We start from the raw sequence: 7697 nt of genomic DNA, 5'->3' as shown, positions 1-7697 counted from the left end.
GTGCTACTGCTACCCGACCCGCAGGGGGGCGACGGTGTGCCGGCGCCATGCGCAGCACGACAGCCCGCCCGGACGCCCGATACCGGTATCCACTCAGTACAGAGCCCCCTCACCAAAAATGCAGAAACAGCAAGCATCACTCTACCAGGACGATAAACCGTCCTGACCCATCCCCCTAAGCAGCCTCCCGCACAGCAGAGAAAGAGGGCGGCGCAGCCGCCATCTTCGGTAGCCTGACGCCGAAGGCGGCTAGCAAGGTTTTCCGCGCGGCCAAAGTACGCTAGGGCAAGCAGGCCGCCACGCTGACGGCCCTTTGTCTGTGTAACTCAAGGATGTAACGCGGCCCGCAATGCCTCGATAGCACATTGCCCTCTGGCTGTGTCCTCATCCCAATTTTCCGGGTCGTCTATATCTATAGTAATTGCAGCCAGCTCTAACACGGTTTCCAGCGCACTGGCGCTCACCTCGACCTGTAGAGTCCGCCTGCGGCTATCGGCGATTTTCGTCATTGCATCCTGAATGTATTGTTGATTGATACCGTACCGCTGATAGTTCTCAATATCAGAGCAGCCAATGGTTTCCAGTATTGCCAGCACATCGCCGTCGTTTGGGTTCCACTCCTGTGCAAAATAGCGCACGGCGTGTACGTCCCATATCAGCACGGTAATAGGTTCGTCGCTGCCATACTCACGGAATAATTCCGCACACACTTCTTTCACACTACCAAACATAATTCTGCCTCCTTCTTTATAAGGGGCGGCATAGCCGCCCGTATTCGAATCTCTGTCAGTCCAGCGCGCGGCAGATGTCGGCGCGTTCCGGGTGCGTCTCGATATAGCGCCAAAGCTGCTCTTCCCGCTGCATAAGCAGTTTCACCAGTCCGGCATTGCCCCGATCGTGATGCAACCAACAGCGGCGATTGATGGCCAGTGCCGTCAATACGATACCGGCCGCGTCACCGCTGAGGGTCTTGTCAAACCAGTTATCGGCGTTGATCAGGTGCACGCGATCGCTATCAGGTGCCATATAGCCGCCCCCCTCCGGTAAACGGATGAAGTGCCAAAACCCGCCGGTGTACTGCGGCAGATAGCGATCGGCGAGGGAATACACCTGCATCTCAGCGGGCAAAAAATCCTCACCAAATAGATCCGGCAGGAACGACAGGCGATCGGATTCACAGACTTGCAGCGTGACGGAATGACCATGTTGCATGGGACTACCTCCAGAGTTTCAGGGTTCGCGACACCGGCTGGTGCCGTACCCATTCGAAAGTCTGGCCTTGAGGGCGGGGCGCAAGGGCGACGCCAAAGACGCAGCGCAAAGCCGTTGTGGGCTGAATGCCCGCAACGGGTGCGAACGTGTGCCGGCGGCGGTTCATCTTCCCTTGCGGCACAACCGCGCCGGACTAGCGTTTGGGGACGGCACAGGCCGTCACTGCACCGAGGTCACAAAGGAAAAAGAGTTAGAAAGGTGTGGGCAGGCCCAGCCTGCACCCTTTGCGGCGCCGGCATCGCCGGCAAGGGCCGCGTGGCGGTTCAACGGACGCGGGGCGTTCGATGCGCCCTGCGTCCGTAGGCTTACTCCTGACAACCCGGGCAGGTTGCCCTGCCCGCCCGTATGCTGTCTTCTGCTGTTCAATCTTTGAAATGGTGATCCAGTTCGTTGATAGCCCTGTAGATTTCGGCGTAACGATCATGCGCGTCCCGCAGGATCTGACCGGCCAGGCGTTCAGCCAACACCTCGCTGTTCCAGAAATACACGCTGACCAGCTCGCGCAGCCGCAGATGCATCTCACACATGTCGTTGGACAATGCCGCAATAGCGGCGCGCAGGTCTTCATTTCCGGTATAATTCATCGTTGATTTCCCTTTGTTATGCCGCGTTCTGGGCGCGCAGACGATATAACCGCTGCTGTCCGATGGTGTGGTACTGCGCCAAAAGCTCGATGCCGATATAACGCCGCCCGGCCTGAGCGGCGGCGACACAAGTCGAACCAGAGCCAGCAAAGGGATCGAAGACGATAGCGCCGGGCGGCGTGAACGACTCAATCAACGGTTGCAGAATGGACACCGGCTTTTCGGTCGGATGATGACGATTGCCGGTGTATTCCCAGGGCTGCACATCAGAGCGGGGTTGAGCCGGCAATGCCGGGCGCCCTTTTGCCAAAATGTAGGCACATTCATGCTGGTAGCCGACAAAGGCCGATTTGGAGGCGTAGGGTTTGGTAAACACCATGTGCCCGACAACGCGGAACCCGGCCTGTTTCCAGGCAGCCATAAAGGTATCTACCCGGTTCCAGCCGTAGAAACTCACCGCCAGACTGTCAGGCTTGAGCACCCGGAACATTTCACGGAACGCCGGCCGCACCCATTCATCATTTTTGTCGTTGGCAATGCTGCGGCCGCTGCGATCGGTATAGCCGACCAGATAAGGGGGATCGGTCAGCACAAAATCAATGCTGTTTGACGGAAAGCCAGCCATCACCTGCACGGAATCACCCAGGACATATCGGGACATAAGGAATACCTCGCCATTCGAGGGGTGCAGGAGGAGGCCGGTACGGCCACCGTTCCCTGCTGCCCGATGTCAGCGCGGCCAGGCACCGCTGCGGGTCAAGCGGACGTGGAATACCGCAGCCGCTTGCGGCAAGGATATGCCGCGAAAGCTGCTTGAAGACGGGACGCCCGTCGCCCCGCCCAAGCCGGGGTATGGCAAGATGTCATCGGGCTGCAGGGGCAATGAAGAAGGGAAACAAAAGTACGTTGAATTGTTGTTTGGCGGCTATCAAGTGGGTATGACACTTCCCATGAAGATAAAGAATTAGTGCAATAACGGCACCAGAACAGCACCATAACAACACCAAGTAAGACAGGAAGGGCATCAGTACCATAATAGACATAAAGATGGTTGACAGGGTATTAAATTGGTACTAAATTAGCACCCATAAGGAACCATTAAGGAGCTAAAAAGGCATCATGATTATACTAATCGGAAGTCAAAAGGGCGGCTGTGGTAAATCGACCACCGCCGTCAATATCGCAGCGGAATTGGCCCGACAAGGCCACGACGTTATCCTGGTCGATTCGGACCGTCAGGGAACTGCAGCTAACTGGATAGCAGACCGGAATGCCATCACCGATATCCCTACGATCCACTGCATTCAGAAGTTCGATAATATCCGCGACACCTTGCTTGATCTTGATAAGCGCTATAAATACGTCGTCGTAGATACGGCCGGGCGTGACAGCAGAGAACTACGAACCGGGATGACATCAGCAGACATTTTGTTGGTACCTTTCCGCCCTTCTCAACCCGATCTGGATACGCTCCCACGTTTGACTGAAATCATGACGGAAGCGAAAGATCTCAATCCTAAATTGAAGGCAATAGCCATGCTGACTCTGGCGCCGACCAACCCCATCATCAATGAGATCCAGGATGCCAAAGAGTACCTGAAGGATTTCCCTGAACTGGATATGATGAGTACCGTAGTTCGTGACCGAAAAGTGTACCGGGATTGTATGTCCGAAGGCCGTGGCGTTGTCGAGATGGAGAACCCTAAGGCTAAGGCCGAAATACAGAGCCTGGTGAAGGAGTTGCTGACATGGTAAAGCGCAGAGAACCTACCGGCATCCCTGGTTCAGTGGAAAAACGTATCGAAGAGTTTGCCGCCGCTGCGGATCATGTCGTCACACCGCCCATGCAAACCGACAGTGAAGCGCCTCGGGATTACAAAGCAATCCGGGTACCGTTCAATCAATACGAGTATGAATTGCTCGAAAAACTGTGCAAAAAGACAAATCGATCCAAACTCAACATGATCAGGCATGCCCTAAAATATTATGATGAGAACAGCGATTAACAGTACCGTAACACCACTAAAAAGGAGCCTAAAAGGCTCCTTTTTGGTACCAATAAAGCACCATTTTAGTATTGTTCATGTACCCAGCGTTCACTACACCACATCGTGCTGACCACTCTTTACTCCACGTACAAAGAAGACCCAACCGAAACTGGTCAATATCTTCCTCTGTTTAATTTCCTCGCATTTGGCCAGCACTGGCAAGGTATGTCAGACTGATGCCTGGCAGTGAACACGTTGACTGAACAGTACCAGACACTATCCAGATGCCACATAAATGGAAAATGCAGTACCAGTAGGGCACTTAATTGGTACCAAAAAAGCACCCAAGGAATACCAATATGACACCAGATTTAATCAGCAAACACATTGACGTGAAAGACTACCCTCAGCACCTGCTCGAGGGGGTATTCAGTTGCAGGTTCAACGACACCATATACTGCCGCTTCAAAATCCCACTGCGCCAGGGAAAGTTTGCCTTTATGGAACAGGCGCTTTCGGACACCAGTGAAAGTCATATTGTCATTGCCGACCGGCACAGACTCTTGTCAGCCTGGCGCAATAATCCAAACTCAATCGTGCCAGAACTCAGTCGCGGAGATGAGTCCGCGTGGCGACGTGACCGTAAATTTCACGAAGCCGAAAAGGGGTTTTCCCACGGCGCGGGTAACCCGGTACCGCTAGCCGATCCGCATTGCCGATTTATTCTGGAGCGTGGTTTGCCGGTTCCTGCACTCAGCTTTACCAATGGGATCACCCGGACCATTTGGCTACTGGCCAATGGCGCCGAGCGGTTACCCGTTCATACCTATAATCACCGTGACGCTCAGTTGCTGCAGCGAGGTATCGGGCATCGGTCTACGTCGCCAGTGGCTGTTCAGACATTGTTTTTCCAGTATGCCGGCGCAGTCCTACCGCGTCATCTGCGCTATAAAGTGGAGTCAAAGAAACACTAAAAAGGAGCCTTAAAAACACCAAAATGGCACCACTATCACGCCAATATAGCACCAATTAATCACAACATTGATGTTCACTCAATCGTAAGGACGATCAGAAAACCTAGCATCAAATTAGCACCAAAAAGACATCAAAAAAACACCATTATGGCACTAGTTTTTAACCATTTCCGGCCAGCTGCAGCATCTCCGCCGCCACACCCGCGTCCATCGAGAACGGTACGCTGCCCCGGTTTGCAGCATAATCCAGACTGAATACTTTCAGGTAAACCTGCGTCGATTTGAAGTCCTTGTGGCCCATCACCGCCTGCAGGGTTTGTGGCGCCACCCCATGAAACAATAAATGCATCGCAAAGCTGTGCCGAAAGGTGTGTGGGGTGATGCGCTCCAGGCTGAACCGCACGCCCTGACGATCGGCCTCGAGCAGTACCTTCTTCAGCCAGTTACGAGCTGTATCATCGGTCACTGGCCAGATGGGTTTGGTCTTGTGTTCGGTGAAGGTGTGGATATGGTCATGTAGCCGGGCGGCAAAGGGCGCATCGTCCAGGGCCACGGTGCGTTTGACCGCCGAGGCCGCACGCACGGGCTTCTTGTCTGCCTGACCCGTGTTTTTAGTTTCACCGTTGCCGGCCGTCCCACTTTGGGGTGCAGCCGTTGTTTGAGGGTACGCAGCGTCACGAACGCCTGCGATGCATCAAACTCCACGTCAGTCGGTCGCACGGCCAATGCCTCGTTGATCCGCGCGCCGGTATTCCACAACAACTCGAACAGGGTGCGTTTTTCCAGGTCATGGCAACAGGACAGTAAGACCGCGATTTCCGGTGGCAATAGGTAGTAGGGCAGGTCACCGTGCACCGCCGCGCGGTTGCGCAAGGTGAGGGCACGGACATAACGGTCATCGGTAGCCAGCAGACCACAACCGATCGCGCTACGTAAAATCTGAGAGTTTTGCAGAGGGGCAGGGCGCATTTTTTCTTTATCCGCAATCAATGTCTTTCTGCGTCTATTTTGCCGTATCCGCGCCAGGTGATCGCTCACAATAATTATTCTGGTCCGGACCAACCTTCGGTTAAATAGTTACTCATGGAAGTTTAACCGATTTCATGACACTGACCAGCGGCGTTCTTGATAAGTCCTGAGACGGGGATATTCCGCCACCGACACAAGATATAGTACGCCGGTCAGCAGCGGAAGCCACTAGATAGAGGATTTCGCGCTGCCAGGTCGGGTAGGGGGTACCGTTCGGTAAACTGCCGGTAAACCCGAATCCGGGCGAACAGACAAGGATAAGCCCCAGTCGGGGCTTATTGAATAGGATACGGGCTTAGGCTACAACGACAGACCACTCCAAAATCTCACCTGTATCTGTAACGGCTCGCAATCGAAGGTTAGTAATACGTTCATGTTCCTTTCAGCATGGCAATGGCGTCAAGTTCCGGCATCTGGAACTGAACACGATGCCGTGCAGCCACGTCGAGCGCAAACACCTTCGTGTACACCTCCGTCGAGCTCACTGACTTATGGCCCATAAGGCTCTGCAACACCTTCAGAGGGATCCCCGCATACAGCATGTGCATGGCGTAGGAGTGGCGGAACGTGTGCGGTGTCACAGGTACGGAGAACATCACGCCGTCGGCCGCGGCGGCGTTAACGGCCTCGTTCAGCCAGGTCCTGACAGTCCGGTCGGTGATCTCCCAGAGGCGCGCTTTCTCCATTCTGCCTGTGCGTTTGTTACGGCGCTCCAGCGGAATTTTCAGCGTGGCCACCATCGTCTGCAGCTGCGCGACGTATTGTGGATCAGACAGCGGCACCAGGCGGTGCACCGAACTGCCGGACGGTAGCCGACCTGAAGTTCGCGCCGCCTTCTCTGTCCGCTGTTTGAGCGTGGCCAACTGCGCGAACGGGTAGGGCGGTTCTAACGAAAAATCCCCCCGCGACAGCGCGAGCGCCTCGTTGATCCGCGCGCCGGTGTTCCACAAAGTGGCAATCAGCATTTTCCGGTGTAGATCTGGCACGTAATGGAGCAGGGCACTGACCTCTGGGGCCAACAGGTACTTCGGGTAATCATCGTGGATCAACGCCATCTGCCGCAGCGCTAACGCCGCTGGGTAATCGATAGCAACCGGTAGCGACACAAGCGAGGAGTTCTGTTGCCCAGGCAACGCCGGGATGAATCCTGTCGGTAATAGACCGGTCATTCATGATCCCTCTTTAAGTCGTAGTTTGTTCCTAAACTTCCGCTCTGTGCGCCAGCATTGCCACAGCGTGTTCTGGGGCGACCAGAGATACTTGTCGAGGCGGGAAGAGGGCATGCCGGTGATCTTGCGCAGACGCTTGGCCAGGAACAGCGCCCGCAGACCGAGACGCGCGTACTGGTACTGCCTTTCACGAAAAGCCCAGGAAAAGTCGGGAGGAGAGTCATGATCATAGGCGTGAGCTATCGCACCACTGGCTTCGGGCTGAAGAACGTGGAACTCCAACACACGGTACATGACCGAAGCTGGAAGGGCGCGCCAGTCGCCGGTCACATCGTCAAATTCGAGCGGCTGTACTCGGGTGGTAGCACGATAAAAACCGCGCTCATCCGGCTCACCATCATCTTGGGTGACAGTCGCACACGTCTCGGCATAGTCTTCCAGCTTGAAAACCAGCTCGGTGGCAATGAAATAGCGATCGGCCGCGATTTTCTGCTCAGCAGCCGCCTGCTCCCTCTTGCGGGTAAAGCGGTGCGTCAGACTAACAGCACCCAGCGCAGCGGTAATGGTTGAAACCGCCGTAATTATCTGCGGCCACAGACTGACGCTGTCTTTGGCGACCTTCACGCCCTCTGTAACAATAATCCAGTCAGCCATATTTGTTCCTTTATTGAGAAATCCCGC

The 7697-nt window shown here is 55.0% G+C and carries 9 protein-coding genes and 1 pseudogene; 3 read left to right on the top strand and 7 right to left on the bottom strand.

The genetic code is table 11. The features are described from left to right. Positions 1 to 326: 326 nt before the first annotated feature. The 4 genes from A6U95_RS14850 to A6U95_RS14835 form a co-directional block, all read right to left on the bottom strand. On the bottom strand, positions 327 to 731 hold the full coding sequence (locus A6U95_RS14850) for a DUF1380 family protein (protein ID WP_065685003.1): 405 nt from the start codon (positions 729 to 731) through the stop codon (positions 327 to 329). Between the two features lie 55 nt (positions 732 to 786). Continuing rightward, the gene (locus tag A6U95_RS14845; RefSeq protein ID WP_065685002.1) at positions 787 to 1212 is read right to left on the bottom strand and encodes an antirestriction protein; all 426 of its coding nucleotides are present in this window, start codon (positions 1210 to 1212) and stop codon (positions 787 to 789) included. A gap of 422 nt (positions 1213 to 1634) precedes the next feature. Further along, entirely contained in the window at positions 1635 to 1856 is a 222-nt protein-coding gene (locus A6U95_RS14840) for a hypothetical protein (RefSeq protein WP_065685001.1), read from the bottom strand. Positions 1857 to 1872: 16 nt separating this feature from the next. Then, entirely contained in the window at positions 1873 to 2517 is a 645-nt protein-coding gene (locus A6U95_RS14835) for a DNA methyltransferase (RefSeq protein ID WP_065685000.1), read from the bottom strand. Positions 2518 to 2975: 458 nt separating this feature from the next. Here A6U95_RS14835 and A6U95_RS14830 point away from each other — a divergent pair, with 458 nt between their 5' ends. The 3 genes from A6U95_RS14830 (at position 2976) to A6U95_RS31205 (ending at position 4818) form a co-directional block, all read left to right on the top strand. Continuing rightward, the gene (locus A6U95_RS14830; RefSeq protein ID WP_048795501.1) at positions 2976 to 3611 is read left to right on the top strand and encodes an AAA family ATPase; all 636 of its coding nucleotides are present in this window, start codon (positions 2976 to 2978) and stop codon (positions 3609 to 3611) included. After that, a complete protein-coding gene (locus tag A6U95_RS14825) occupies positions 3605 to 3862 on the top strand; it encodes a hypothetical protein (RefSeq protein WP_065684999.1) in 258 nt (85 codons plus the stop codon). The genes A6U95_RS14830 and A6U95_RS14825 overlap by 7 nt, the downstream gene beginning before the upstream one ends. Positions 3863 to 4203: 341 nt before the next feature. Beyond that, positions 4204 to 4818, top strand: a complete 615-nt coding sequence (locus A6U95_RS31205) for a hypothetical protein (RefSeq protein ID WP_065684998.1) — start codon at positions 4204 to 4206, stop codon at positions 4816 to 4818. Between the two features lie 160 nt (positions 4819 to 4978). Here A6U95_RS31205 and A6U95_RS31780 read toward each other — a convergent pair. From A6U95_RS31780 to A6U95_RS14805, 3 genes and pseudogenes are all read right to left on the bottom strand, one after another. Next, a pseudogene (locus A6U95_RS31780) lies at positions 4979 to 5787 on the bottom strand (tyrosine-type recombinase/integrase). A gap of 431 nt (positions 5788 to 6218) precedes the next feature. Continuing rightward, positions 6219 to 6902, bottom strand: a complete 684-nt coding sequence (locus A6U95_RS14810) for a site-specific integrase (protein WP_241810664.1) — start codon at positions 6900 to 6902, stop codon at positions 6219 to 6221. Between the two features lie 114 nt (positions 6903 to 7016). Continuing rightward, on the bottom strand, positions 7017 to 7670 hold the full coding sequence (locus tag A6U95_RS14805; protein WP_065684996.1) for a hypothetical protein: 654 nt from the start codon (positions 7668 to 7670) through the stop codon (positions 7017 to 7019). Positions 7671 to 7697 lie beyond the last annotated feature (27 nt).

Source organism: Serratia sp. 14-2641, from assembly GCF_001692375.1.
GTDB classification, from domain to species: domain Bacteria; phylum Pseudomonadota; class Gammaproteobacteria; order Enterobacterales; family Enterobacteriaceae; genus Chania; species Chania fonticola_C.
This window is presented reverse-complemented; position numbering and strand designations above follow the sequence as displayed.

Coding starts and splice junctions, on each gene's coding strand:
- A6U95_RS14850 (WP_065685003.1), bottom strand. CDS start 731: ATGTTTGGTAGTGTGAAAGAAGTGTGTGCGGAATTATTCCGTGAGTAT.
- A6U95_RS14825 (WP_065684999.1), top strand. CDS start 3,605: ATGGTAAAGCGCAGAGAACCTACCGGCATCCCTGGTTCAGTGGAAAAA.
- A6U95_RS14840 (WP_065685001.1), bottom strand. CDS start 1,856: ATGAATTATACCGGAAATGAAGACCTGCGCGCCGCTATTGCGGCATTG.
- A6U95_RS14835 (WP_065685000.1), bottom strand. CDS start 2,517: ATGTCCCGATATGTCCTGGGTGATTCCGTGCAGGTGATGGCTGGCTTT.
- A6U95_RS31205 (WP_065684998.1), top strand. CDS start 4,204: ATGACACCAGATTTAATCAGCAAACACATTGACGTGAAAGACTACCCT.
- A6U95_RS14830 (WP_048795501.1), top strand. CDS start 2,976: ATGATTATACTAATCGGAAGTCAAAAGGGCGGCTGTGGTAAATCGACC.
- A6U95_RS14845 (WP_065685002.1), bottom strand. CDS start 1,212: ATGCAACATGGTCATTCCGTCACGCTGCAAGTCTGTGAATCCGATCGC.
- A6U95_RS14810 (WP_241810664.1), bottom strand. CDS start 6,902: ATGGCGTTGATCCACGATGATTACCCGAAGTACCTGTTGGCCCCAGAG.
- A6U95_RS14805 (WP_065684996.1), bottom strand. CDS start 7,670: ATGGCTGACTGGATTATTGTTACAGAGGGCGTGAAGGTCGCCAAAGAC.